General features: G+C 74.0%; 22 protein-coding genes and 1 pseudogene. 12 read left to right on the forward strand and 11 right to left on the reverse strand.

The features are described 5' to 3' along the window. Window positions 1-12 precede the first annotated feature (12 nt). Window positions 13-336 (forward strand): annotated as a pseudogene (locus KGD84_RS11555) (flavin reductase family protein); the annotation flags it as partial. Here the strand turns inward: KGD84_RS11555 and KGD84_RS11560 are convergent. The 3 genes from KGD84_RS11560 to KGD84_RS11570 are packed head-to-tail and all read right to left on the reverse strand — an operon-like array spanning window position 309 to window position 2,816. Further along, window positions 309-1,046 (reverse strand): TetR/AcrR family transcriptional regulator, encoded by a 738-nt coding sequence (locus tag KGD84_RS11560; RefSeq protein WP_220560287.1) that lies wholly within the window; start codon window positions 1,044-1,046, stop codon window positions 309-311. The pseudogene KGD84_RS11555 and the gene KGD84_RS11560 sit on opposite strands and share 28 nt — an antisense overlap. Next, window positions 1,043-1,999 (reverse strand): DUF1702 family protein, encoded by a 957-nt coding sequence (locus KGD84_RS11565; RefSeq protein WP_220560288.1) that lies wholly within the window; start codon window positions 1,997-1,999, stop codon window positions 1,043-1,045. The genes KGD84_RS11560 and KGD84_RS11565 overlap by 4 nt, the downstream gene beginning before the upstream one ends. A gap of 19 nt (window positions 2,000-2,018) precedes the next feature. Further along, the gene (locus KGD84_RS11570) at window positions 2,019-2,816 is read right to left on the reverse strand and encodes a helix-turn-helix domain-containing protein (protein WP_260697213.1); all 798 of its coding nucleotides are present in this window, start codon (window positions 2,814-2,816) and stop codon (window positions 2,019-2,021) included. Window positions 2,817-3,336: 520 nt separating this feature from the next. Here KGD84_RS11570 and KGD84_RS11575 point away from each other — a divergent pair. From KGD84_RS11575 to KGD84_RS11590, 4 genes are all read left to right on the forward strand, one after another. Continuing rightward, on the forward strand, window positions 3,337-4,644 hold the full coding sequence (locus KGD84_RS11575) for a HEAT repeat domain-containing protein (protein ID WP_220560290.1): 1,308 nt from the start codon (window positions 3,337-3,339) through the stop codon (window positions 4,642-4,644). Between the two features lie 64 nt (window positions 4,645-4,708). Beyond that, complete coding sequence (locus tag KGD84_RS11580; RefSeq protein WP_220560291.1) at window positions 4,709-5,344, forward strand: DUF6073 family protein; 636 nt, start codon at window positions 4,709-4,711, stop codon at window positions 5,342-5,344. A gap of 84 nt (window positions 5,345-5,428) precedes the next feature. Beyond that, a complete protein-coding gene (locus KGD84_RS11585) occupies window positions 5,429-6,499 on the forward strand; it encodes an SRPBCC domain-containing protein (RefSeq protein ID WP_220560292.1) in 1,071 nt (356 codons plus the stop codon). Continuing rightward, complete coding sequence (locus KGD84_RS11590; protein WP_220560293.1) at window positions 6,496-7,725, forward strand: AarF/UbiB family protein; 1,230 nt, start codon at window positions 6,496-6,498, stop codon at window positions 7,723-7,725. The genes KGD84_RS11585 and KGD84_RS11590 overlap by 4 nt, the downstream gene beginning before the upstream one ends. Window positions 7,726-7,737: 12 nt before the next feature. On the opposite strand, the gene KGD84_RS11595 is transcribed toward KGD84_RS11590, so the two are convergent. Genes KGD84_RS11595 through KGD84_RS11625 form a run of 7 tightly spaced genes read right to left on the reverse strand, consistent with a single transcriptional unit; the run spans window position 7,738 to window position 15,220 of the window. Then, window positions 7,738-8,556 (reverse strand): helix-turn-helix transcriptional regulator, encoded by an 819-nt coding sequence (locus KGD84_RS11595; protein WP_220560294.1) that lies wholly within the window; start codon window positions 8,554-8,556, stop codon window positions 7,738-7,740. Further along, window positions 8,546-9,385, reverse strand: a complete 840-nt coding sequence (locus KGD84_RS11600) for an SRPBCC family protein (RefSeq protein WP_220560295.1) — start codon at window positions 9,383-9,385, stop codon at window positions 8,546-8,548. The genes KGD84_RS11595 and KGD84_RS11600 overlap by 11 nt, the downstream gene beginning before the upstream one ends. Beyond that, on the reverse strand, window positions 9,322-10,770 hold the full coding sequence (locus tag KGD84_RS11605; RefSeq protein WP_260697214.1) for a KR domain-containing protein: 1,449 nt from the start codon (window positions 10,768-10,770) through the stop codon (window positions 9,322-9,324). Before KGD84_RS11605 ends, KGD84_RS11600 begins: the two co-directional genes overlap by 64 nt. Window positions 10,771-10,786: 16 nt before the next feature. After that, complete coding sequence (locus tag KGD84_RS11610) at window positions 10,787-11,995, reverse strand: AarF/UbiB family protein (RefSeq protein ID WP_220560298.1); 1,209 nt, start codon at window positions 11,993-11,995, stop codon at window positions 10,787-10,789. Beyond that, window positions 11,992-12,438, reverse strand: a complete 447-nt coding sequence (locus KGD84_RS11615) for an SRPBCC domain-containing protein (RefSeq protein WP_220560299.1) — start codon at window positions 12,436-12,438, stop codon at window positions 11,992-11,994. Before KGD84_RS11615 ends, KGD84_RS11610 begins: the two co-directional genes overlap by 4 nt. Next, window positions 12,435-13,937 carry a Dyp-type peroxidase gene (locus tag KGD84_RS11620; RefSeq protein WP_220560300.1) on the reverse strand — a complete coding sequence of 501 codons (1,503 nt, stop codon included), beginning with the start codon at window positions 13,935-13,937 and terminating at the stop codon, window positions 12,435-12,437. Before KGD84_RS11620 ends, KGD84_RS11615 begins: the two co-directional genes overlap by 4 nt. A gap of 17 nt (window positions 13,938-13,954) precedes the next feature. Further along, on the reverse strand, window positions 13,955-15,220 hold the full coding sequence (locus KGD84_RS11625; protein ID WP_220560301.1) for an ester cyclase: 1,266 nt from the start codon (window positions 15,218-15,220) through the stop codon (window positions 13,955-13,957). A gap of 271 nt (window positions 15,221-15,491) precedes the next feature. On the opposite strand from KGD84_RS11625, the gene KGD84_RS11630 reads away from it, so the two are divergent. From KGD84_RS11630 to KGD84_RS11640, 3 genes are read left to right on the forward strand one after another with little or no spacing between them, the layout of a single operon-like run. Next, the gene (locus KGD84_RS11630; protein WP_220560302.1) at window positions 15,492-15,869 is read left to right on the forward strand and encodes a DUF3052 family protein; all 378 of its coding nucleotides are present in this window, start codon (window positions 15,492-15,494) and stop codon (window positions 15,867-15,869) included. 45 nt (window positions 15,870-15,914) lie between these two features. Further along, window positions 15,915-16,901: an ABC transporter ATP-binding protein gene (locus KGD84_RS11635; RefSeq protein WP_220560303.1), complete on the forward strand. Its 987-nt coding sequence runs from the start codon at window positions 15,915-15,917 to the stop codon at window positions 16,899-16,901. Further along, on the forward strand, window positions 16,898-17,692 hold the full coding sequence (locus tag KGD84_RS11640) for an ABC transporter permease (RefSeq protein ID WP_255646461.1): 795 nt from the start codon (window positions 16,898-16,900) through the stop codon (window positions 17,690-17,692). Before KGD84_RS11635 ends, KGD84_RS11640 begins: the two co-directional genes overlap by 4 nt. A 52-nt stretch (window positions 17,693-17,744) precedes the next feature. Here KGD84_RS11640 and KGD84_RS33555 read toward each other — a convergent pair whose 3' ends face one another. Next, window positions 17,745-20,186 (reverse strand): excinuclease ABC subunit UvrA, encoded by a 2,442-nt coding sequence (locus KGD84_RS33555; RefSeq protein ID WP_220560304.1) that lies wholly within the window; start codon window positions 20,184-20,186, stop codon window positions 17,745-17,747. Between the two features lie 180 nt (window positions 20,187-20,366). On the opposite strand from KGD84_RS33555, the gene KGD84_RS11650 reads away from it, so the two are divergent. From KGD84_RS11650 to KGD84_RS11665, 4 genes are read left to right on the forward strand one after another with little or no spacing between them, the layout of a single operon-like run. Then, window positions 20,367-22,280 (forward strand): FG-GAP repeat domain-containing protein, encoded by a 1,914-nt coding sequence (locus KGD84_RS11650; RefSeq protein ID WP_220560305.1) that lies wholly within the window; start codon window positions 20,367-20,369, stop codon window positions 22,278-22,280. Continuing rightward, the gene (locus KGD84_RS11655) at window positions 22,277-23,257 is read left to right on the forward strand and encodes an enediyne biosynthesis protein UnbU (RefSeq protein WP_255646462.1); all 981 of its coding nucleotides are present in this window, start codon (window positions 22,277-22,279) and stop codon (window positions 23,255-23,257) included. Before KGD84_RS11650 ends, KGD84_RS11655 begins: the two co-directional genes overlap by 4 nt. Then, window positions 23,254-23,817, forward strand: a complete 564-nt coding sequence (locus tag KGD84_RS11660; protein WP_220560306.1) for a hypothetical protein — start codon at window positions 23,254-23,256, stop codon at window positions 23,815-23,817. The genes KGD84_RS11655 and KGD84_RS11660 overlap by 4 nt, the downstream gene beginning before the upstream one ends. After that, window positions 23,814-24,251: a hypothetical protein gene (locus KGD84_RS11665; RefSeq protein WP_220560307.1), complete on the forward strand. Its 438-nt coding sequence runs from the start codon at window positions 23,814-23,816 to the stop codon at window positions 24,249-24,251. The genes KGD84_RS11660 and KGD84_RS11665 overlap by 4 nt, the downstream gene beginning before the upstream one ends. The last annotated feature ends 3 nt before the right edge of the window (window positions 24,252-24,254 follow it).

Raw genomic sequence — 24,254 nt, forward strand, 5'->3', positions numbered from 1 at the left:
GACCCCCACGGGATGACCGCCAACGCCTTCACCTCCGTCTCCCTGGACCCGCCGCTGGTCCTGTGCTGCGTGGCCTCGACCGCGCGCCTGCACACCACCGTCCGCGACCTCGGGGCCTTCGGGGTGTCCCTGCTCGGGGCCGACCAGGCCGCCCTGGCCGCCCACTTCGCCGACCGCTCCCGCCCCTCGGGGGCCGCGCAGTTCGCGCCGTGCGACTGGTTCCGGGGAGCGCGGACGGGCGCGCCCCTGCTGGCGGGCGCACGCGGATGGCTGGAGTGCGCGGTACGGGACGTCCACCGCGCCGGGGATCACTCCATCGTGGTCGGCGAGGTCCTCAGCGCGGTCCCGGGGGGCGGCGCCGCCCCGCTGGTGTTCGTCGACGGGGGGTTCGCGGACGCCGGCCCGCCGCGGAACCGGTCGCAGGACAGCGCCACCGACGCCTCGGCCCGTTCCCGCAGGTCCCCGGCGCCCACCATGAGGGCGGGGAGCACCGATTCGAAGCAGGCGTCGGCGTCGTACGGTGCGACCAGGTAGGAGCCCAGCTCCAGGGACACCACCCCGTGCACCCCCGTCCACATGCGGTGGGCGACCGCGAAGGGGTCGTCGGAGGCGAAGCGCCCCTCCCGCATGCACCGCTCGGTGCAGGAGACCACCGGCGCCAGGGTGTACCGCCCGTGCTGGCGGTCCTCCTCCGACAGGGAGAAGCCCGCCAGGGAGGAGGCCCCGAACATCACCGCGTAGAGGTGGGGCGCGGCCTTCGCGCTCGCCCGGTAGGCCCGCCCGTACAGGGCCAGGTCGGCCACCGGATCGGTGGAGGGGGCCACCCGGGCGAAGTGCGCGTGCAACCGGGCGAAGCCCTCGTGGACCATCGCCCGCACCAGGCCCGTCATCCCCCCGAAGTGCGTGTAGACGGCCATGGTCGAACAGCCCGCCTCGCGGGCCAGGCGACGGGTCGTCAGCGCCGCCGGGCCCTCGGTGGAGAGCACATGGGCCGCGGCGTCGAGGAGCGAGGGGGCGGTCCGGGGAGCGGCCCGGCGCGGACTCATCCGGCCCACCGCTCCGCCAGCCGCGTCCGCCACTCCTCGTACGCGGGCGGGCCGCCGGGCTCCTCCCCGTCCGGCCGGGCATCCCTGGCCGCACGGGCCGCCTCCTGGGCGGAGCCGCCGAACAGCACGCCGACGGCCTCCTCCACGTGCGGCACCAGCAGGCCCGCGCGCAGCCGCGTCTCCGCGGCGAACGCCGCGCCCTGGGCCAGCCGCGGCCGGTGCGCCCCGGCCCGGCGGCACAGGCGCTCCAGCCCCGCGCGGTCCGCGCCCCCCGCGTAGACGGCGGCCAGGCCCACTCCGCTGTACAGGTCGGCCCGGCGCTCCTCCCCGAACGACTCCACCAGGTCCGCGGCGCGGTCGGGGTCCGCGCAGGAGACGAACCACAGCGCCCGTCCCACCCCCTGGTCCATCGCCCTGGGCGCGTACCCGGGGCGGCCGGACCAGCGGGCCGGGCGGCCGTCGAGGGCCCGCCGGTGGACGAACCGCCGTGTGCGGAAGTAGGCCTGGTGGAAGCCGTACCCGTCCAGGACCAGCCAGCGCAGCAGCGGGTCGAGCGTGCGCACCGGGGGCCACAGCGGCCGGGGCAGGCGGGCCAGGGCCCAGCCCACGCCGACGTGCGCCATGTACAGGTGGGGGTTCCCGGGGCCGGCCATGTACGCCCGGGACCTCCCTCCGCGCGGGCTCAGGGCGTCCAGCACGGTGAACGCCATGGCCGCGCCCTCGTGGGCGAACCCGCGGAAGCGCACGGGCACCTCGGCCAGCAGGCGGTCGGTGCGTTCCGGATCCGCGGTCTGGGCGGCGTGCCCGTAGCCGACGAGGAAGAAGAGGCCGACGGTCTCGATGAGCGTGCGGGCCTGCGGGGCGCCGGGGTGGAAACCGCGGGTGCTGACGAGGGTCTGGTCGGTCCCGGGGGTGAGGATCCGGCGGCGCAGCGTCGCGAGGTGCGTGTTCACGGGGGCTCCCGGTTCGAGGTCAGCCGCAGACCAGGGTGGCGGTCTCGGCCACGGGCGCGGGGGCGAGCGAGATGGCCAGAGGCACGTCGGTCGATTTCATCCGGCGCATCGACAGGTGGGTCCACGTGTTCATGTTCTGCCTGACCGTGAGCCGGTGCGGGAGGGAGCCGACCATGGCGTCGCCGCCCCTCGTGGCGCCGACCCGCATGGCCAGGGCCACCAGGTTCCACTCGCCCGGAGGCGTGCCGTGGATCGTGAAGGGCATCCGTTCGGCGGTGGGCAGCACGCGGAAGGCGACCGGCCTGCCCTGGGGGACGTCCCCCGCGTACACGCCCACCAGCACCTGGCCGTCGGGGATGGCGCGCGGTAATTCGATCGTGCCGTGCACGCTGCCGGTGCCCCGGCCCGCCCGGTCGGGCGCCGACGAGTGGAGGCCGGCCAGTTCGGCGGCCCGGGGCATGCGGTTGAAGTCCTTGGACATGGCGACCAGCAGCCGCCCCACCGGCGGTTTGCGGTACTCGCGCGGGGACATGCCCACCAGCCGGGTGAACCTGCTGGTGAAGGTGCCCACGCTGTTGTAGCCCACGCTGTGGACGATGTCGCAGATGTTCATGGAGGATTCGACCAGAAGGCGTTTGGCCTCGAACATGCGCACCGCGCCGAGATATCTTCCCGGGGAGATACCGACGTCCTGGGTGAAGAGCCGGGAGAAGTGGAAAGGGCTCACGAACACCTCGGACGAGATATCGCTCAGCGTGATCGGTTCGGCGTAGCGCCGGTGTATGAAAGAAACCGCCTGACGAACCGATTCGCGCATGTTCGCTCCTAGTGACTCTACGGCATGGTCATGTCGTGGCGTTCGCCGGTGCGTTGTACGTTCTCGTGTACCCGCTCATCCTCCATGAGGATTCAACCTTGGACGTCTCCTGTATTGCTGTCTGCGGAACCGCAAATAATGAGACCAGGTTCCGGCAATGCCGGTGCGGCGGGATGTCCGGCGGCGTCGCGGCGGTCGTGCCATGGTCCTTGCGGGGCGGCGAAAAGATCGGTCCCATGCATTCTCACCTGCGGCTTCCCGGGGGTTTCCCGTCTTCTTCGCGTCGGTTCTTGTGAAACCAGGGGTTCCAGTGACTCTCCTATGCTTTCGCTCTGTCACTCATGGTGTTGTTTCTTTTGTGCGACCCCCGTCGTATCCGGCAGGATGTTCGGGGTTGCGCGGGAAAGGAGGACGTGTTAATGGGGGAGGCCCGCAATGCACGAGAAGGAATTGATTGGTCTTCCGTCCTAAGGTGGTGCGCATAATCCCGGTGCCCATTACCTGGTTAAGGAGAGATCAGATGGCGATCGACCTGGCGCACAAACAGCCGCCGCCGGACCCCGCGGACGCCGAACGCCGGGCGGAACTGGCCGGCCGGCCTCCTCTGACCGAGTTGGCCAGCGAGCAGCGCGACGCGCTCAACTTCTCCTACCGCACGACCCTCAGCATGGACCCCCGCCTGGTCGCCGGAGACCCGGCCGCCTGGCAGAGCGACTTCGGCTACGCGCTCAACAAGGCGGCCGTCCGCCTGGACACGCGCACCGACGAGGAGCTCGCCCGCGACGCCCTCTCCCACCCGGACCCGGTGGCCCGCGAGCAGGCCGTCTTCGAGTACGCCGACCGCGACCCCGCGGACGTCTTCGAGGTGCTGGAACAGGTCGTGCGCACCGAGAAGGACCGGGAGATCCGCTGGGACACCCTGTGGGCCATCGAGAAGCTCGGCGGCCCCCACGCGATGAGCACCCTGTCCCGCTTCCTGGACGACCCCGACCCCGAGATCGCCGAGTGGTCCAAGCTCTTCCTCAGCGAGCTGCAGACCGGCGACCCCGCCTTCGACTCCCGGGAGGCCGTCTTCACCGAGGGGCGCACCTTCGACGAGACGATCTACCTCCTCATCCACTGCGACCTCTACATCCGCCTGGACGACACCAACCGGCACTGGGGCAAGCTCTCCCTGGGGCCCCGCGGGCTGGCCCGGGTCTACGGCCAGGCCCACGCCTGCCCCAACGTCGCCACGCGGGAACGGCAGCTCCTGATGGCCAAGACCATCGACGGGCTGTACGAGGACGGCACCCGGCACATGGACAACTACCTGTTCCGCGGGTTCACCGACCGGACGCGGGCCGACCGGGGCAACTTCTACTTCGAGTCCCACGTGCCCCGGACCTTCTACCACTCCGGCCGGGCCGCCGACCCCTCCCGGGGCACGCGGCAGACCGACATCGGCTTCGCCCGCTTCGGCACCTGGTTCCTGGACCCCGACATCCGGGTCCGCGGCGAGGCGGCCATCCGCTACGTGCGTGGGCGCTTCCAGGGCTGGGGCTACACGGACGTCGAGAACATGGTCGGCAAGGACATCACCGAGATGCTCGCCCCCGGCAACGGCATCCTGTCCACGCTGCACGACCCCGAGGTCGGGCCGAAGACCAACGTGTTCATCCTCGGCACCTTCAAGGGCAAGCTCAACGACTGGGACGGCGACGGGCGCATCGACCTCAACTCCCGCGACGTGTACAGCACCGTGGACGGCGAGCTCGACAGCGACCAGGACGGGATCCCCGACGAGCCCGGCCGCACCTGCTCCGACCACCGCCCCGGCCGTGTCTGACGGCCACCGCAGGCCCGGAAGCCCGGACTTCCGCGTTCTCCCAGAGGAAAGGTGAGGAAAGCCCATGTCCGAAAAGAAGACCCTGCTCGGCCGTCCGGTCGAGACCGAGGGGGTGCCGAACCTGTACGAGGGGTCCCCCGTCGTCAAGTGGAAGGCCCCCGAGCCCGGTATCGACAACCTGGGCCTCCACTCCTGGGACACCTTCGCGATCCCGGGCGTCGGCGAGTTCGACGTCGAGTTCGACGGCTACGTGCGCGTCGTGCGCTCCCCGGCCACGGACGAGGAGTGGGCGGGCGCCGAGGTCTACACCAACCTCATCGAGATGCACATGACCGGTGCCTCCGAGGAGCTGGGCACCATCACGGTCACCCTCAACCCGGAGTACCTCTCCGCCGGCCAGATCCGCACCCCCTTCGACCCCTACGCGGGCGAGGGGCCGGCCGCCAAGGCCTGCCGGATGGCCGTCGGGTGCATGTTCGACATCCCCAAGCTGGGCACCAGGCTCTTCAACCGGGAGCCGGTCATCCTCACCATCGACGACGTCCGGTCCATCCCGCCGGCCGGCGCCCCCGGCAAGGGGCAGATCTACCGGATGCTCCCCCTCTACGACGTCCGCACCCCCTGGGACGAGCCGACGGCCTACCTGACCAGCCTGAAGTTCAACATGGGCGGCTACCTGCCCGCCGAGCGCTTCCAGTGACCGACCGCGGTGGGCGGACGCGGCACGGCCCGTCCGCCCGCCGCCGCATGCCCGCCCCGTCCCGCCGGCAGAGTGGAGACCCCCGTGTCCGCCGAACCCCTGGCATCCGAACGCCCCGCCCCGGAACCCGGCCCGCCCGAGGGCCCCGCCTTCGCCCACGAGCTCGTCGACTTCCCCCCTCTGGGCTCGTCCGGGGGCCACCCCGTCGCCCACCGGCGCTGGGAGGAGCTCGTCAGCGACGTCCACATCCGGGGCCACTCCCTCGACGACGTGTGGAACGCCCTCACCGACCCCTACGCCGTCTCCCAGTGGTTCGCCGACGCCGACGAGTTCTGGGCCGTCCCCGGCCGGGAGAGCGCCCTGGACTTCAACGACGGCGAGTTCTTCTGGTGCCGCACCGTCGCGGCCGAGCCCCCGCACGGGGGCCGGGCCGTCCTGGAGCACCTGTGGCGCTGGGTGGGCGTCGGACCCGCCACCACGGTGCGCTGGGAGCTGTCGGAGGGCCCCGGCCCGGTCGTGCCCGTGCGCGCCGTCGAACGCGCGACCAATCCCCCCTCGGACTGGCGGTCGTGGAACGGCATGGGCTGGCCCGGCATCCTGGACCAGCTCGCCGAGCACCTGCGCACCGGCCGCCGGCAGCGGTGGCCGTGGCGGCGTATGGGCCCCTACGTCCAGACGGAGCTGCCCCTGGGGACCTTCGAGGCGTGGACGGCGCTGACCTCCGTCCCGGCCCTGCAGTTCTGGCTCGGGCGGAGTTCCGGGGACCTCGGCGAGGGAGGGCGGGTGGAGTTCACCCTCGGGGACGCCAGCGGAGTGGCGTCGCTGACCGTGACCCGGCACATCGAGGCCAACCAGAGCTTCCCCTCCTTCCAGCCCCGGCTGGAGTTCGAGCTGCACCGCCCGGGGTGGCCCGGCCCCTTGGGCGGCCACCTGTGGATCGAGCCGGCGGGCCTGGGACGCAGCGTCCTCCAGGTGTTCCACTCCGGCTGGGAGCAGTTCGGCCAGCTCGCCGAGGCCCCGGTGGACCGGGCGCTGCTCACCTCCTTCTGGGCGTCCGCCTTCGGCCGGCTGGCCTTCCTCGTGTCGGGCCCGCCGCGGGGGGAGGGCGGAGCCGCGGGCCCCGACGGACCGGGACCGCACGCGTGGAGCCGGTGACCCCCGCCCCGACCCGCGCCGACACGGCCCGGCGCCTGGGGGCCCTGGGCCTCATCGGCGCGGGTACGCTCGTCTCCGCGGCGGCCGCGGCCGCCGTCGGCCTGCTGCGATCGGGGCCGGACGGCGCGCGGCGGGCCGTGGCGGCGTCGGTGGCCACCGGACTGCAACGGCTGGGGCCGACCGCGGCCAAGGCCGGACAACTGGTCGGCTCCCGCCCGGACATGATCGGCCCGGTCTGGGCCGGGGCCCTGGGCGTCCTGCACGACCGGGCCCGGCCCATGACCGAGCGGGAGAGGGCGGTGGCCCTCGCCGCGGCCGAGGCCGAGATCCCCGCCCTGGCCGCGGTCGAGGTCACCGGGGAGCTGCTCGGCTCGGGCACCGTCGGCTGCGTCTACCGCGGTGCCCGGGGCACCGAACCGCTCGCCGTCAAACTCCGCCGCCCCGGGGTGGAACGGCTGATGGCGGCCGACCTGAGACTCCTGCGCGCGGCCGCGTCCCTGGCGGTCCGCCGCGGCCGGGCGGGCGGCCGCCCCCTGGCCGACCTGGTCGACTACGTGTCCGGAGTGGTGCTGGCGCAGACCGACTACGTCGCCGAAGCGGAGAACCACCGGCGCCTGGCCGCCGGCCTGGCCCGCCTCCCGGGGGTGGAGGTCCCCGCCCTGTACCCGGACCTGTGCGGCCGCAACGCCCTGGTCACCCGTTACATCCCGGGGCTGGGGGAGCCGATGCCGCCCACCGCCCAGGCGGTGGCCGCACGCCGGGCCCTGCGGGCCGTGCGCCGCATGGTGTTCGAGGACGGCTTCGTCCACTGCGACCTGCACCCGGGCAACCTCTACGTCCACGGCAACGGCCGGGTGGTGCTCCTGGACGCCGGGTACGCCGTCCGCGTCTCGGAGGACACCCGGAGCCACCTGGACCGCTTCTTCCGGGCGATCGCCCTCGGGGACGGGCGCACGTGCGGGGAGATCGTCTTCGACACCGCCCTGGAGCCGGACGAACGGCGGCGCGGGGAGTTCGTGGCGGCGATGGAGCGCCACGTGCGGGAGCACACGGGGGAGGGGAACGTCTTCACGATGGCGGAGTTCGGCAACGGGATCTTCGAGCTGCAGACCCGTTTCGGCGTCCATTCGCGCGCGGAGTTCGTGTTCCCCCTGTCCGCGCTGATGATCGCCGAGGGGACGCTGCGGTCCCTCATGCCCACCGTCGAGATCCAGGACGGGTTCTGACGGGCCGGCCCCTCAGCGGCGGCGGGCCGCCCCCGCCAGGAACGGCCGCAGGTGGACCGCCGGGGCGGCCGAGACCACCGGCGGGTCCAGCGGGTCGGGTCTGCGCAGGGTGAGCTCGGCCGGCGCGCCGTCCCTCCCGGCCGTCCTGCCCCGGCCGACCAGCGTGCCCGCCTGGCCCCCCACGGCCAGGCCCACCAGGAGGGAGTCGGAGGGCAGGGACACGAGGAACATCTCGGATCGCCCGGACGCGGGCCGCTGCTCCACCAGCCTGCCGGCGGCCCCCTGGACGATCCCGAACCCGGAGAGGCCGCCCTGGGGCAGGTCCGCGTTGAAGAGCCCCACGAAGGAGACCCGGTCGTCGAGCGGGGGGCCGGACGCCTCCCCGGCGGGCAGGCGCAGCTCGCAGCCCAGGGTCCGGCTCTCGGCGGCCCGGGCCCGCTCCAGGTCCGGCTCGGCGACGCGGTACCCCGCCAGGTCGTCCACCAGCTCCCGGAACCTGCCCGGCGATATCCCCACCAGACGGGTGAACTGCGTGGTGAACGAGCCCAGGCTCTGGTAGCCGACCCGGTCGCTGATGCTCATCACCGTCTCGGAGGTGTGGGCGAGCAGCCGCTTGGCCTCCTCCATCCGCAGGGCCGTGAGGAACCGCCCCGGGGTGGTCCCGGTGTGCCGGGCGAAGATCCGGTGGAAGTGGAACTGGCTGTAGAAGCCCGAGGCCGCGAGGTCGGCCAGCAGGTGCGGGGCGGCGGGGTCCTCACGGATCGCGCCGACGGCGGCCAGCACCGCGTCGCGCTGGGCCGGGTTGTCCTTGCCGGTCACGTCAACGGCCATGCCGTTCCTCCTCGGAACCGGCCGCACGCACGGCCTGGTCCAGACTCGCCCGCCAGGTGATCTCGAAGACATCGCGCAGTCGGGTCATCCTACTCTCGCCCCCCGACACGACAGGCCACTGAGAGTGATGCACCGAAAGCACCACGCCACCGGCGTCGTGGGTCGTCCGCACCACCGCACGGGTCACCCCGTCCTCCACATCGACGAACAGGCTGAGCCGTTCGTCGAAGTAGTCCTCCACACGCCGGATGGGGAAGCGCCGGGGGCCGGCGTCGTCGACCACGTAGAACGCCGTCGGCGGGTACCCCGGGCCGCTGGCGGGCAGCCACCGGAAGAGGTTGGCCCGGTGCAGGGGGAGCCAGGTCCCGACGGGGATGCGCACGCCCAGGGAGATGGTCCGGATGCCCCGGGGGGCGCCGCCTCCCTCCCCTTCCATGAGGTGGAAGCGGAGACGGTCGACGCAGTCGTCCCAGAACACCTCACGCGCCACACGCGGTACGGACCGCCGGTGCGGGAACTCCTCCCTGATCCTCAGGAGCGTGCCGACCGGTCCGGGCTCCACCGCCACCCGGATCAGGCTCGGGGCCTCCACCCCGAACTCGGACCACTCCAGGGCCACGGTGCGGTCCGGCCCGATGCCGAGCACGCCCAGGCGCACGTACTCCAGTGACGGGGTGGTCAGGATCCAGGTGCCGCGGCCGTCGCCGCGCCGTTCACCGTACGGCCCCAACCCGCCCAGCCAGCGCCCGATCTCGGCCGGAACGCTCACCGCCCGCCATACGCGGTCCGGCGTCGCGGGCAGGGGTACCGCCCGTTCGATGGCCTCCACACCGTCCTCCTCGCTCCGCTGCGCCCCGCCCGTTCAGAAGGGGACCAGGGCCTCGTACGCGCCGTCGGGGCGCCAGTCCGCCGGCGACGACGACCACAGGCGCACCCCCGCCGGGCCCACCAGGGCCCGCACCGTGCGCGTGCGCGCGGGGGCCGGCGGCGGCCCCGCCCCCGGCCCCCGGCACCGGGCAGGCAGCCCCGCACCATCCGGCCCAGTGCCGCCCCGGGGTCCGCGCCGTCCAGGACGGCCGTTCCCCCGACACCGCCCACGACCGCGACCGATCCCGGGGTCGCCGGCGGCCGGGGGCCGCCCAGGGCGTAGACCTCGGCCGTGCCCCGCCCCGGGGCCCCGCCCAGCAGGCGGGCCGCGGTGTGCGCGCCCCAGGCCGGGGGGACGGCGGCGAAGCCCGCGGCGCGCAGGCCCGGCCCGGCCACGCCCGCCGCCATGCCGACCCCGCTCCACAGCGTCCACTCCGCCACGGTGAACCCCACCCCGGGGAGCGCCGCCGCCAGGTCGCGGACCGCGGCGCGCGCACAGGCGTGGGACAGCGCGTACGCCCCGAAACCGCGGTGCGCGGACCTGCTCTCCGAGGAGCCCATGAGCAGGACCGAGGACAGCGGCCCGGCGGCCGCGGCCCGCACCCAGCGCCGTAGGTGCTCCCCGCGCCGCCGGGCGGCCCGGTCCAGCGCCGCGCCCGACAGCCGGGACCACCGCTCCAGCACCAGCTCGCCCGCGGCGTGGACGAGGTGGACGGCCGGGTCCGACAGGGACCGCAGCAGCGGTCCGGGGTCGACCCGGTCCAGGTCCGCGCACACCACCCTCACGGGCGCGGACGCCCGTACCAGGGCCAGGGCCGCCGCCCGTCCCGGGGGCAGGTCCTCCTCCCGGATCCGATCCACCAGGACCAGCCGGTGCCCGGCCGCCCCCAGCTCACGGGCCAGGGACAGACCGATCCCGCCCAGCCCTCCGGCGATCAGCACGGCGCCGCGGGCCCGGACGCGGCGCGGCGCGGACACGGGCCGCCACGACGTCGCGTCCACGGGGCCGTGCGTCCGGCCCCCGGCCGTCCGGACCCTCACCCGCAGCCGGGGGCGCTCCGCCGCGGCGGCGGCCAGCACCCCGCCCAGGGACAGGCCGCCCCCGACCAGCTCCACCGGGATGCGGCACCGCTCCGCGCGGGCCAGGGCCTCCAGGAGCCGGTCCCCGTCGCCGGGGTACCACCGGCTTCCGGCGCGCACCCGCACCCGCCCCGGGCCGGCGTCGACCACCGTGCGGGCGGGGGCGTTCCGCGGCCCCCGCCCCACGGCGTCGTCCTCGCGGAACACCAGGTCCGCGCCGTGCGGGCCGCCGCCGTGGAGGACGGGGCCCGCCGGTGATATCGGCATCGGCTCGCTCCGTCGCTCACCAGGTGGGCTTGCGGTTGCGCGCGAGCAGGCCGCGCAGGATGACCGGGTGCGCCACCGCCTGGAAGTTGAGGTCCGGGCACATCCGCTTGACCTGGCCCTCCACCGCCAGCAGGGCCACCAGGGGGAACACGAACGAGGTACGGGAGTAGGCGTTGTGGCGCCGCTGGATCATGAAGAAGTCGGCGATGAAGCCGGTCAGGCTGAACGCTCCGGCCGTCATGCCGTGGACCTCGGTGATGAGCCTCTCCAGCTCCCGCCGGAACTCCTTCTCGGCCTCCGGGGGCACCGGGTTCATGCTCACGGCCAGGGCGTGGTCCGCGCAGACCTCCGCGTTGCCCGCGGCCATGCCCAGGAAGAACTCCGTGAAGTGGTCCTGGGTCTCCCGGTCCAGGGCGTACGTGAAGCCGCCGTCGACGACGGCGAGGCGCCCGTCGGCCAGGAACCACCAGTTGCCGGGGTGCAGGTCGCAGTGGACCTCCCCCGTGGTGAAGAGCATCTCGAACACCAGGGTCAGCAGGAGTCTGCCGCCGCGCGGCCCGGGGTGGTGCCGGTCCCCGTCCTCCTGGCCGGGGATCCACTCCATGACCAGGGTGTCCCGGTCGGGGGAGCCCCCCACCGGCCGGGGGAAGACCACGGGGTGCCGGTCCTCCAGGGAGGCGAAGCGCTCCAGCGCCGCCCGCTCGGCCGCGAGGTCGGTCTGCCGCCGCACCACGGCGCAGAAGTCCTCCGCCAGGGCCACCACCGGCACCCCGCGGCAGAAGGGGAGCCGCGCCACCGTGCGGGCCGCCGCCTCCACCACGGCCAGGTCCGCCTCCAACCTCTCGCGGACCCGGGGGTGGCACGTCTTCACCGCGACCTCCCCGGAAGGCGTCGAGCGCCTCTCCACCGAGGCGATGCTCCCCGCGCGCCGCCGGGGGCCGCCCCCGGACCCCAGCCCGTACCCCAGGGCCAGGCGGTCGCGCATGGTGCGGCACATCCCGCGGGGGAGCAGGTCCTCGCGGGTCGAGACCAGCTGCCCCAGCTTCACGAACGCCGGGCCCAGGCCCGCGCACAGTTCGGAGACCAGCACGCCCACCCGCTCGGCGGAGTGCTCCGCGCGCCCGGGGGAGGCGGAACGGAGCCGGGCCAGGTGGGGCAGCGCGCGGACGCCGGTCCACAGCGACCGCGCCGCGATCGTGCCGGTGCGCAGCGCCGTCCCCCTCACGACGGCGACCCCGCACGCCCGGCGGGACCGGAGCCCAGGGCGGCCGCCAGCCGGCCCAGGTAGTAGGGCCATCCCGCGCGGTACCCCTCGGCCAGCTCCTCGGGCACGTCGGAGTGCACGAAGGAGAACCCGCCCTCCGTGAGGGCGGCGCTCAGCAGGGAGTCGGGGTGGCCGGGGTCGTGGAGCACGCCGCTGAGGCTGTGCCCGGGGACGCAGTCGACGACCTCGAAGACCTTGTCGTGGCGCCGCCCCCCGTGCTCGAAGGTCAGGACGTACCGGCCCCCGCCCGCATCCGCCGCAGGGGCCAGCCAGGCGGCGACGGAGTCGAGGTCGGTCAGGGCGGACCACACGGCCCGCGGGGACGCGTCGGTGGGGAAGGAGAGCGTCAGTGTGCGGTCCGAGTCGTCGGATTCCAGGGAAACGGCCGGGGTGGGAAGGGTCATCGGTATCTCCCGGGGGTGGAGGGGCGGGACAGGCCGCGCAGGGCGGAGACCGAAGGGGTGAAGAAGTAGCCGCCGCCGCGCGGGGCGGTGAAGGGTTCGGGCATGGGCAGCCGCACCAGGGTCCCCCCGGGGGAGTCCGAGGGGAGCCGGAGGACGAACTCGCGGGGCACCGCATCGCCCAGGGGGCGGTGGGGGCGGCCCACGATCGGGTCGTGGTTGTCGCCCTCGTGCTGCTGGTAGGGGTTGTTCAGCCAGGACCGCACGACGAACTCGAACTGTCGCTCCAGCGACGTCTGGTAGCAGGCGAACACCATGCCGCGCTCCCCGTGGTCGTCGTAGGGGATGCCCCGGCGCAGCAGGCGGTGCGTCTCGATGGCGGCCCGGGTCTCCAGGTCGGTCTCGTGGTCCCGGGGGTAGGCCTTGCGGATGTGCGCGCCGACCGGCACGCGCCACCCCCGGGTGTCGTCCACCGGGCCGAGCTCGGCGGTGAACCCGAAGGCGTTCCGGCTCAGGGGGCAGGAGGCCACCGCCGGGTCGGGCGCGTCCGGCCGCAGACTCACCGGCGTGCCGTCGCGCCAGCGGCCGAACAGCCGCGCCGAGAGCGCGTCCGGGGTCCAGCCGGGGAAACCGCGGTCGGCCAGTTCCGCGCACGCCCGTTCGGCGAACGCGGGGAACGCGTCCACCTCCTGCCGGTAGCGGCGCACCGCCAGCAGCGAGCCGTTGACGGTCCAGTCCGGCCCGCCCGACGCCACCGCGCCCGGGGGGTCCGACGCCATCGGGTCCTGGCCGGGTTGGCCGAACACGAACTCCCCGGGCCACAGCCTCCGCTGGCCCGGCGCCGCCTCCTGCGGGCGGTCCGGTGAGGCGGGAGGGCAGAGCGCCTCACCGGTGTCCCCGGCCACGCCCCGGACGGCGGGCTGCGACACGGGGTCGCGGTAACCGAAGTGCTCCCGCTCGTCCCCGGGGCCGGGGCCGGGCAGGGAGGCGCAGCGGTCCCGGTGCAGGACGAGCGGTGCGCCGGGGCCGGCCGTCAGCCGGTCGGCCAGCCGCTCCGCCGCGGCGTCGTCGTCGGCGCGCACCACCAGGAGCGCGTCCGCCGTCGTCGCGGGCCCGCCGACCGGCCAGTTGCCCGGGTGCCCGGGGTCGTCGGGGTCGACGGGATCGCCCAGCAGCGGCGACCGGGCTGCCAGGCCGTCCTGGAAGGGGACGTCCAACAGGGTGTCGGGGCGCCGCCCCAGGGCCCGCAGCCCCGGGGCGGAGAGGGACAGGCCGACCGCCGTCCACCCGCCTCCCCGGGCGCGGGCGCGCAGGAGGGCGCGCGTCGAGGTGACCGCCGAGGCCGCCCTCCCCACCCACGGCCGGGGGTCCGCGGACCAGCGCAGGTAGAGGTGGTGCTGGACGGGGCCGCCGAACGGCACCAGGATGTTGCCCTGGATCTCGTCGAGGTCCAGGAGGGGTTCCCCGGCCGTTCCGCGGCCCCACGCGATCTCCGCGTCCACATTCCCTCCCGGCCGGGTCACCCGGCCGAGACGCCCGGGTAGCGGCCCTTCTCGGGGAAGATCTCCAGGCGCGTCAGCAGGGAGTACATGTCGAACCCGTAGATGATGTCCGACAGCCGCCCGTCGGTCACCGTGAAGACGTCGATGGACCTGGTGATGGCGGCGGTGCCGGTCGCCGCGTGGCCCATCAGGGGGCGCCGGTGCGTGCCGGCGAACGCGGCCAGCAGCGAGGCCCGGGAGCCGTCGATGACGACCCGCTCCACGCTGAAACGGTAGTCGGGGAAGGCGTGCAGGAACGCCGCGGTGGTGACGGTCTCCTGGTGCAGGTCGGTGGCGCCGGGGGCGACCAGGCGGGCCACCGCGGACACGTCGCGGCCGTTGAGGACCTCGTTGACGAAGGCCCGGAGGACGAACTTGCCGTCCCCGGCCGTTCCGGTGGGGGTGGTGGGCTCGCCCGCGGACGCGTCCCGGGGGGCGCCCAGCGCGGAGGCCATGGCGTCCAGGTCGTAGGCCAGGGCCACGGAGGTGATGACCGCTCCCGAGCCGCGCAGCGTGACGGTCAGTGGGAACTCCACCCGGGCCCCGGTGGGGGCGGTCCGCCACAGGGACCGCGCGAACGTCCCGCGCACGGTCGCCCGGGCCGTCGCGGTGCCGCCGTCCACCTCCAGGTCCGCCACCTCGACCGCGTAGTCGTCCAGCGCGCCGACCACGCACAGGTGGACCAGGGAGCCCGCGGCGTCGGACACCGCGTCGATGTCCACCAGCGCGTCCACCGCCGCCAGGTCGAACCGGCCCAGCACGGCGTCCAGGTAGGCGCGCGCCGCGTCCTCGAAGGTCGCGGCCGACCCGGCCTCGGGGCCGGTGTCCGCGACGCCCAGGAAGCGCAGCATGCGCAGCTCGTTGCCCACGCCCCAGCGCTCGGTCATCTTGTCGCCGTGGAAGCGCACCGCGTCGGTGCGCCGCGCCGTAACGGGCTCGCCCGAGGCGGGCAGCCCCATGAAGTCGTTCTGCATGGTGCCGTACCACTTGCCGACGCACACCACACTGTCGCCCTCGAACAGTTCCTCGTCGACGTCGTACCGGAAATCCGGGAACGACTCCAGGAACTCCTCCAGAACGCTCTTGAACCCGTTCAGGGCGACGTCCTGACCGGGGTAGGGGTTCCAGTCGACGTAATCGGCGACCTTCAAGGTCTCCACCCGGTCGACACGGTGCTCGTTGAAGACCTCCCTCACCCAGCGTCGGATACCGTCCACGACTTCCGGTCTGGTCGTCTCGCTCATGGTGCTCCTTTCCCTGCCTCGTCGGGGGCAAGCCGGGATTCACTTCGACATTAAGCCCGGCCCGCCGCGCGCTCCTTCTCTCAAGTTGCGGGGACCCCGGCTCCGGCGCCGTGAAAAGCGATCACCCTGGTCAACGGCTTTCGAAGAAGAGAGCAATCCATGAGAAAACGTGCGCTGCGTAACCGATCGGGTGCGGGGTACCCTTCTTGGGAAACCACTTCTTGCGCATCCGTATGCGCATATAACAGCAATGCGTCCAGTGGAGGAATTCATGCCGGAGAAAAGCGGTGCCGCGAAACTCGGCGTCAAACCCGGATTCGTCGTCGTCGCGCACGGCGCCCCGGACGACTACGGCGACATCCTCGGCGACCTGCCGGCCGCCGCGACCGTCACCGACGAGCCGGGGGCGGCGCCCGACCTGCTGCACCTCTTCTCGACCACGCTGGAGGAGCTCCGCAAGAACCTCACCGAGCGGTTGGCCGGCGTCCCCGACACGACGGTGGTCTGGCTCTCCTACCCCAAGGGCGGAACCAAGCGCGAACTCAACCGGACCGTCGTCATGGACGAGGCGGTCGAGGTCGGCTGGAAGGCCGTCTACGGGGTCTCCCTCAACGACGAGTGGTCGGCCAACCGCATCAAGCGCGCCTGACCGCCCCGCGGCGCGGCACGCCGCGCCCCGAGCAATGGGAGAACAATGATCAGCGTTGAAGAGCTGGGATGCCGCTTCCGGGTGCGTCGCAACGAGTTCGTCGATGCCCTGAAGGACGTCTCCTTCTCCGTGGGGGAGGGGGAGCTGGTGGCCCTCCTCGGACCCAACGGCGCGGGCAAGTCCACCGCCCTGCGCGTCCTCACCGGCCTGGTGCCGCCCACCTCGGGCCGTGCGTCCGTGGCCGGCATCGACGTGGTCGCCGACCCCACGGGGGTCCGCCGCAGGATCGGCTTCGTCGGCCAGGGCAACGGCGCCGCCCACGAGCAGCGGGTGGACGACGAACTGTACGCCCAGGGCCGGGCCTACGGGATGGCCCGGGCCGACATCCGTGCCACCGTCGCCGAACTGGTCGGCCTCCTCGACCTCGGGGACCTCCTCACCCGGCCCGTGCGCGCCCTGTCCGGCGGGCAGCGCCGCCGGGTCGACATCGCCCTGGGCCTGGTGCCCCGACCGCCCCTGCTCTTCCTCGACGAGCCCACGACGGGACTGGACCCCCACCACCGCGCCCGCCTGTGGGAGCACGTCGACGGCCTGCGCAGGGCGTTCAACACGACCATCCTGCTCACCACCCACTACCTGGAGGAGGCGGACGAGCACGCCGAACGCGTCCTGGTCATCGACCACGGGCGCGTCATCGCCGACGACACCTCCGCCCGCCTCAAGCGCGAGCACGTCGGGCACCGCGTGTCCATGGACTTCGACGGGGCCGACGAGGCGGCCCGGGCGGCCAAGACCGCCGCGGACACCGCGGGCGCCCGCGGCGTCGGCGTCGACGGCTGCACCGTGAGCCTGCGCATCGACGGCGGGGACACCGCCGTGCCCCGGCTGCTGGCCTGCCTGGAGGCGGAGGGGACCGGCGTGCGCCGCCTGGTCCTGGCCGAGCCCACCCTCAACGACGTGTTCCTCGAACTCACGGGCCGCTCCCTGCGGGAAGGGGACCAGTACCACCGCGAACAGGAGGAGGCCGCGTGAACCCCCCGGTGAAGGACCCCCGACCCATGAAGCCGCTCTCCGACATCGCGACCGTCACCGTCCGCGAACTGCGCCCCATCCTGCGGGGCCCGCTCTTCCTCGTGGTCAGCCTCATCCAGCCGCTGGTGTTCCTGGGCCTGTTCGGACCACTGCTCCTGGGCTCCGTCGACGACGCCGTCTTCGGCCCGGGCGGCGCGCTCCAGTGGTTCGTGCCCGGGATCATGGTGATGATCAGCCTCGTCGGCACGTCGACCATGGGCTCCAACCTGCTCACCGAGGTGCAGACCGGAGCCCACGAACGCCTCCTGGTCACACCGCTGACCCGCGGTTCCATGATCATCGGCCGGGCCTTGAAGGAGTTCGCGCCCCTGGTGGTCCAGGCGCTCGTGATCGTCCTCGTCGCGATGCCGTTCGGGTTCTCCCCCGACCCCCTCGGCGCCGTGCTCGGCGTCCTGCTGCTCGGCGTGCTCGGGATCGGGCTGGGCGCCCTCTCGTACGCGCTGGCCATCGCGGTGCGCCACCAGGAATGGGCCTTCTGGGGGATCCAGCAGACACTGCTGTTCCCCGTCCTCATCCTCTCGGGCATCCTGCTGCCGGTCGACTCGGGGCCCGACTGGCTGGCCGCGGTCGCCGCGTTCAACCCGCTGACCTACGTCGTCGAGGCCGAGCGGGCCCTGTTCGCCGGGGAGGTCCTGACCGCGCAGGCCGGCCTGGGGGCCGTGGCGGCGCTGCTGGTGGCGGCGCTCGGGCTCTTCGTCGGAGCCCGCTCCATGCGCAGGTCGCCGGTGTGACCCGCGGTCGCCCCGCCGGACCGGCGGGGCGACCGCGCGCGCCGGGGGCGCGCTACACCCACCGGGCCAGGACGCGCCCGGTGTGCGTGTCCTGGCCGGCGACCCGGGCGGGCACGCCCTGGGCGACGACCTTCCCTCCGCCGGCCCCGCCCTCCTCGCCCAGCTCCACGATCCAGTCGGCGGCGGCCATGACCGCCGGGTGGTGGGTGACCGCCACCACGGTCCCCCCGCGGTCCACGAGCCTGCGCAGCACGGAGTTCAACCGCGCGACGTCGGCCGCGTGCAGACCGTGGGTGGGCTCGTCCAGCAGGTAGGCCGTTCCCGGCACCGCGTCCCCGGCCAGCTCCCGGGCCAGCTTCAGCCGCTGCGCCTCCCCGCCGGACAGGGTGGTGGCCGACTGCCCCAGCAGGAGGTAGCCCAGGCCCACGTCGACCAGCGCGCGCAGCGGGGCGCCCACGCCCTTGACGTCGGAGAACACCTCGGCCGCACGCTCGGCGGTCAGCCCCAGGACCTCGGCGATGTTCAGCCCGCGCACGCGCGGCCGCAGGGGCGCCTCCGAGAAGCGCGCCCCGCCGCAGGTCTCGCAGGGCAGCTCCACGTCGGGCAGGAAGAACATCTCCACCTGGACCACGCCCGCGCCCTCGCACGCCGCGCAGCGACCGCCCGCGTTGTTGAACGAGAAGTCGCCCGCGCCGAGCCCCGCCTCCGCGGCCTCCGGCGTCGCAGCGAACATCTTCCGGAGGCGGTCGAACACCCCCATGTAGGTGGCCGCGTTGGACCGCGGGGTCCGGCCGATGGGCGCCTGGCCCACGGCCACCAGCCCGGTCACCCCGGCCAGGCCGGACACCGACGCGCACCTGGGGGCGGGGCGGTCGTCCCGACCGGCCGCGGCCGCCAGCGCCGGCTCCAGCACATGCGCCACCAGGGAGCTCTTCCCCGACCCCGACACCCCGGTCACACAGGTCATCGCCCCCAGGGGGAAGCGGACCGACACCGAGCGGAGGTTGTTGCCCTCGGCCCCGGTGAACTCCGCGAACCTCCACGCCCCGTCCTCCTCGCCGCGCAGGGCGGTGCCCGCCCCGCCCGGCGCGGACAGGTACGGTGCCGTGACCGACCCCTCGGCCGCGGCCAGACCCGCGACCGGGCCCGCGTGGACCAGCCTGCCGCCGTGGACCCCGGGTCCGGGCCCCACCTCGACCACCCAGTCGGCCGCGGCGATCACGTCCAGGTCGTGCTCCACCACCAGCACGCTGTTGCCCTGGTCCCGCAGGGAGCGCAGGGCGTCCAGCAGCCTCCCGGTGTCGCGCGGGTGCAGGCCGGTGGAGGGCTCGTCGAACACGTACATGAGGCCGAACACGCCCATCCCCAGGTGGGTGGCCAGGCGGACCCGCTGGGCCTCCCCGCCGGAGAGCGTCGGCACCGGCCGGTCCAGCGTCAGATACCCCACCCCCACGCGCACGAGGTCGTCCAGCCGGTCGCGGACCTCGGCGGCGCCCAGCGCCGCGCGCGGGTCGCCGGCCGCCGCGGCCGCCAGGTCGTCGGCCCAGGCGAGCGCTTCGGTGATCTCCATGCGGCACACGTCGGCGATGCCCTGCCCGGCCACCCGCACCGACAGCTGGGCGGGGGAGAGGCGTCCGCCGCGGCAGTCCGGACAGGTCGACACGCCCATGAACGCGGTCGCCCGCGCCCGGGCGGCCTCACCGGACGCGTCGCGCAGGCAGGCCTCCAGCCAGGGCAGCACACCCACGAACCGCGTGTCGCGCACCGTCGTCCGGCCCCGGATGGTCAGCTCCGCCCGCAGTTCGGCGCCCCTCTCGTACAGCAGCCGGTGCCGCACCCCCGCCTCCAGCGACGACCAGGGCAGGTCCGGGTCCGCTCCCAGGGACTCGGCGAACCGCAGCGACAGCTCGTGCTCCACCGCGGCCCTGCGGTCGCGCCAGGGGCGCAGCACCCCCTCCCGCAGGGAGCGGGACGGCGAGTCCAGGACCAGCGCGGGGTCGCCGCGCAGGGCCGTGCCCAGGCCCTCGCAGGCGGGGCAGGCGTGCGCCGGGGAGTTGAACGAGAACGCGCGGGCGGTCATCTCGGGGGTCCCCGCCGACCCGTCGCAGGACCCCAGCACGGCGAACAGCGACCTGAGGTAGTCGTGCACGTCCGTGGCGGTCCCCACCGTGGAGCGCGGATTGGTCGCGGCGCGCGCCTGGCCGACCGCCACCGACGCGCACACCCCGGTGACCGAGTCCACGTCCGGGCGCAGGGAGCCCCCCACCAGCTGTCGGGTGAACGCCGACAGCGGCTGAAGGTGGCGGCGCTGGGCCTCGGCGTGCACCGTCGCGTGGACCAGGGAGCTCTTCCCCGAGCCCGACACGCCCGTCACCACCACCAGCGCGCGGTGGGGCAGGTCCACGTCCAGGTCGCGCAGGTTGTGCACCCGAGCGCCCCGCACCCGCAGGAAGTCGGGCGACGGGTTCGGAGAACGGTCGGTCGGCTCCGCCATGGGCGTCCTTCCCCTCGGTGTCCGGCGTCCCCGCCAGCCTAGGTCCGGGGGCCTTCTCCCGGGTTGCCCTTCTTCATTCGTGCGGACCCCGCCCGAACAGCAAACCGGAAGAGGCCCGGCATCGGACGCCCGGCCCACGATGAGGCGGTGCACGGACCACAGCTCTGGAAAGGAGCGCCGATGCGGCCGATGTTCCGCCTGATGAGGATCGCCGTCGCGATCGTCCTCGTCGGCACCCTCGCCGTCCTCACCCAGCGCCCGACCCCCACCGGGGCCGACGCCGCCGAACTCGCCGCGGGCTTCTCCTTCACCCGTCTGGCCCTCAACGGGGAGCCGCCCGACGCGGCCGGGTACCGCGAGGTGGCCCCCGCACTGGAGCACTTCGGCGGGTGGATCTCGGCGGTCGGCGCCGCGGTCGCGCTGACCGACCTGCGCGGCAGCGGCCGGCCGGCCGACGCCTGCCTGGTCGACCCGCGTGACGACGGCGTCACCCTCCGGTCCGTCCCCGGGTCGGGCACCCCCGACTACGCGCCGGTCGAACTCGTGCCGGACGGGCTCCCCTACGACCGGACCATGGCGCCCATGGGGTGCGTCCCGGCCGACCTGGACGCCGACGGCGACACCGACCTCCTCGTCTACTACTGGGGCCGGTCCCCGGTGATGTTCCTCAACACCTCGGGGCCCGGGGACGGCACGGCGCCCACCGCCGCCGGGTTCGCCGCCCACGAGCTCGTCGAGCCCATGCAGGTCTGGAACACGACCACCGTCAACGTGGCCGACATCGACGGCTCCGGGCACCCGGACCTCCTGATCGGCAACTACTTCCCCGACGGCGCGCGGGTGCTGGACCCGGAGGCCGACGACGAGACCCGCATGCAGATGCAGGACGGGATGGGCCTGGCGAACAACGCCGGCCGCAACCGGCTCCTGCTCACCGAGCCCTCCGGCGCACCGGACACGCCGCCTCTGGTCACCGACGCCGGGACGGCCCTGCCCGAACCCGCGGTCACGGGATGGACCCTGGCCACCGGTGCGCAGGACCTCACCGGCGACGGCCTGCCCGAGCTCTACATCGCCAACGACTTCGGCAACGACCACCTCCTGGTCAACCGCTCCACCCCCGGATCCGTCTCGCTGGAGATCGTCCGGGGCGAACGGGACATGGTCACCCCCAAGTCCGGGGTCCTGGGCAACGACTCCTACAAGGGCATGGGCGTCGCCTTCACCTACGACGCCGGGGCCGACCTGCCCACCATCGTGGTCAGCAACATCACCACCCCCTACGCCCTGCACGAGAGCAACTTCGCGTTCGTCCCCGACGGGGAGGGCGCGGACCTGCTGGAGGGACGCGTCCCCTACCGCCAGGAGAGCGAGTCCCTGGGACTGTCCCGCGGCGGCTGGTCCTGGGACGTCAAGGCCGGGGACTTCGACAACGACGGAACCGACGAGCTGATGCAGGCCACCGGCTTCCTCAAGGGGGACACCGACCGCTGGCCCCAGCTCCAGGAACTGGCCATGGGCAACGACGAGCTGTTGCGCCACCCCTGGGCGTGGCCGGTCTTCACCGAGGGGGACGACCTCTCCGGGCACGAGCACAACCCCTTCTGGGTCCGGGACCCCGACGGCCGCTACACCGACCTGGCCGCGCCCCTGGGGCTGGACACCACCGAGGTCTCCCGCGCCATCGCCCTGGGCGACATCGACGGGGACGGCCTGCTCGACGCCGTGGTCGCCAACCAGTGGGAGGACTCCACCGTGCTGGTCAACGAAGCGCCCGACGCGCCCCCGGGCGCCGTGCTGCGCCCCCTCGTCCCGGCCGTCGCGGCCGAGGGGGAGGACGGATGGCGCCCGGCCGTCGGGGCCTCGGTGACCGTCCGGGAGGGCGGCTCCCCGCACCAGACCCGGCAGCTCTTCCCCGCGAACGGCCACACCGGTGTCTCCGCCGGCGAACTCCACCTGGCCCTGCCCGAGACCGGGACCCTCCCGGTCACCGTCACCTGGCGCTCCACCGACGGGACGGTCCACTCCGCCGATCTGGACCTGTCGCCGGGTGCACGCACCCTCCACCTCCACGACGACGGAACGGTGAAATGACGACGACCAGCCCCCAGGCGCCCCCCGCCGACGCACCGGTCCCGGACCGGACACCGCCCGAACCCGCACCGCCCCGGGCCGACACCAGGGTCATGGCCCTGCGCATGTTCGCGACCAGCATCACCGTGTTCACCGTCCTGGGGCACCTGCTGCTCGGCTTCGAGCAGGCCCCGGTGATCCCGGTTGTCGCCCTCCTGACCGGCTACGCGGTGGACCTGCTCATGGAGACCCTGGGCGCGCGGGCCGAGGGGCGCGCCCCCGGCTACGCCGGCGGTGCCGGGGCCCTGGTCACCTACCTGCTGCCGACCCACATCGCCGGGCTCGCCTGCGCGATGCTGCTGTGGGGCAACGAGTCCCCCTGGCCCTACATGTTCGCCGTCACCGTGGCCGTCGCGGGCAAGCACCTCATCAGGATCCCGGTCGGCGGCCGCCTCCGGCACGTGCTCAACCCGTCGAACTTCGGGATCGCCGTCACCCTGGTGCTCTTCCCCTGGGTGGGCATCGCCCCGCCCTACCACTTCACCAACAACACCTCCGGGACGCTGGACTGGCTGCTGCCGCTCGGCGTGCTCATGGCCGGGACCATGCTCAACGTCCGGCTGACCGGGAGGTGGCCGCTCATCCTCGGCTGGGTCGGGGGGTTCGCCGCCCAGGCGGTGGTCCGGTGGCTGGTGCTGGACCACGCCCTGGTCGCGGCCCTGCTGCCGATGACCGGCCTGGCGTTCATCCTGTTCACCAACTACATGATCACCGACCCCGGGACGACCCCCTCGCGTCCGCGGAACCAGGTGGTCTTCGGGGTCTCCGTGGCCGCCGTCTACGGCCTGCTGGTCACCTGGCACATCGTCTTCGGCCTGTTCTTCGCCCTCGTGATCGTCTGCGCGCTGCGCGGAGCGCTCCTCCTGCTGGAGCCGCTCCGGACCCGGCGCGCGAACCCCGTCCCCACCCCCGGCGAGCGGAAGGGAGAGCGCCCGTGACCAGGATCGGGACCACCCGCCCCCTGCACCTCCTCAACACCTCCGGCCACCGCGGCGGACTGGCGCTGTTCATGGTCGTCGTCGTGGCCCACTGGGCGGAGCACCTGGCCCAGGCCGCGCAGATCTACATCTTCAACTGGCCCGTCCCCGAGGCACTGGGCGTCCTGGGGATCCCCTTCCCCTGGCTGGTCACCTCCGAGTGGATGCACTACGGCTACGCGCTCATCATGCTGGTGGGGCTGCTCCTCCTGCTCCCCGGCTTCACCGGGCGCGCCCGGACCTGGTGGAAGATCTCCCTGGGCATCCAGGTCTGGCACCACTTCGAGCACCTCCTGCTGCTCCTCCAGGCCCTGTCCGGGCTCAACATCGGCGGCGGGGCGGCGCCCACCAGCCTGGTCCAGCTGCTCATCCCCCGGGTGGAGCTGCACCTCCTCTACAACGCCCTGGTCTTCGCGCCCATGGTGGTGGCCGTCCTGCTCCACCGCCGCCCCGGCGACACCGAACGCGCGGCCATGAACTGCGGGTGCGCCGACCGCTACGAGGAAGTGGTCGACGGATGAGCCGCCGCCGCGTCGGCCCGTTCGAGCTGGTGATCCTCCTCGCCGCCCTGGCGCTGGTCGCCGTGGGCGCGGGCGGGATCGACCAGGCGGTGCGCGCGGCGCGCGCGGACGGGGTCCCCGGCGGGTTCGCCGTCACCGGGGTCGACTGCGTCAGCCATCTGGGGCACCGGTCGTGCACCTGCCTGGGCGACTACACCGCCGCCGACGGCTCCGTGCGCCTCACCGGGGTCTCCCTCGCCGGAGGCGGCGGGGACTGCGCCGAGGGGGCGGTCGTCGCCGCGGTCGACATCGGCGCCCGGACCCGGGTGGTCCATCCGGACGGGTCGGGGGAGTGGGTCGTCACCGCCCTGGTCCTCGCGGCGGGGGCGGGGCTGGGCTTGTGGGCGGTCGCCCCCTGGCTGCGGCGCCCGCGCGTCCGCCCCCGGGCGTCCTGACCC

This window comes from Nocardiopsis changdeensis (assembly GCF_018316655.1).
Taxonomy (GTDB): domain Bacteria; phylum Actinomycetota; class Actinomycetes; order Streptosporangiales; family Streptosporangiaceae; genus Nocardiopsis; species Nocardiopsis changdeensis.